Annotated in this window: 1 protein-coding gene and 1 pseudogene; one reads left to right on the forward strand and one right to left on the reverse strand. The window is 57.9% G+C overall.

The genetic code is table 11. The features are described from left to right. Positions 1 to 274: 274 nt before the first annotated feature. Positions 275 to 936: pseudogene (locus tag F6X37_RS35740) on the reverse strand (IS5 family transposase); the annotation flags it as partial. A gap of 45 nt (positions 937 to 981) precedes the next feature. Between F6X37_RS35740 and F6X37_RS35745 the strand changes: the two are divergent. After that, positions 982 to 1,259: transposase (locus tag F6X37_RS35745; RefSeq protein WP_187614667.1), on the forward strand; the 278-nt coding region annotated here is incomplete at its 3' end.

The following is a 1,259-nucleotide window of genomic DNA, read 5'->3' on the forward strand; positions in this document are numbered from 1 at the left end:
GTCAGGACGAACTCGACGCCATCGCCGACAGTCTGAACAGCCGGCCTCGTGCAACTCACAACTTCCATTCACCCTTCGAGGTTTTCGCCGCGACCCTCGCATCAGCAAGTCAACCTCAAGGCTCTAACAGGCTGTTGAAATATCCGTCGTTGATGCACTCAGGTTGATTGCGACGGATGTTGAGTTCGCACTTTTGAAACGCGGAACACGTTTCCGGGCGTTCGATGCTGCTAGCGGTTTCACCATATCGATGTTATCCATTGCGTCGTCGCCCTCAACGGGCAAGTGTGCGCATACGCGTCAGGTTGTAGCCGACCTGCGTCAGCACGAAGAGCTGGTCTACGCGTTCAAGTCCTCGATACATCGCCTGTCGAATTCGTCCGACTGTCTTTCCCCATCCGAACACCTGCTCAATCCGCTTACGTTTTTGCTGGCTGACCGCGTAACCGGGCCAACGCGTGGTTCGCTCGTCAATCGCTGAGCCTCCTGGACGCCCATCGTTTTGCGCCACATGCGGCGTCACGCGATTTGCTCGACAGGTGGCTACAAAGCCGGCCGTGTCGTAGTTCTTGTCTGCTCCCACCGTAATGCCGCGCGGGCTACCTTCGCGGCGTCAGCAAGCATTTGCGCAGCGCAGTCTCGCTCGGCGGTGCCCGTCGCCAGCGTCACCTGCGCGTTGACTACCAGGCCGTGTCGGTTGTCAGTCAGTACATGGCCCATGTAGCAAAGCATCGCACCGGTTCCTTTACTCTTGCGAAACAGGCGCGCCTGCTCGTCGGTCGTGGACTGATGCGTCGCGTTACTGCGTTTCTGACCGTGCCAGTTGTCATTGGGCGCCGACGGTTCGTCGGGCGGCGTATCGTCTTCGTCTGGACTTGCCTTCGGCACAAAGCTCTTGTGTCCCGCCCATGCCTGAATCAGCGTGCCGTCAACGCTAGACGGTGTTAGGAACTTCCGGTCAAAACCTGGTACCCTGGAGGGATGACAAGAGAGAAACGTAAAGCCTACCCGACAGACGTGTCAGACGAAGAATGGAGCTTCGTAGCAGCGTATCTGACGTTGATGGATGAGAGTGCACCACAGCGTAAATACGAGTTGCGCGAGATGTTCAATGCTTTGCGCTGGATGGCTTGCGCTGGGGCTGCGTGGCGAATGCTGCCGACCAACTTTCCGCCGTGGGAACTCGTGTACCAGCAGACGCAACGATGGCTGGCGGCCGGCTGTTTCGAGTGCATGGTGAGTGATCTTCGTTCGATCAT

The sequence above is a fragment of the Paraburkholderia sp. 31.1 genome (genome assembly GCF_014397645.1).
GTDB classification, from domain to species: domain Bacteria; phylum Pseudomonadota; class Gammaproteobacteria; order Burkholderiales; family Burkholderiaceae; genus Paraburkholderia; species Paraburkholderia tuberum.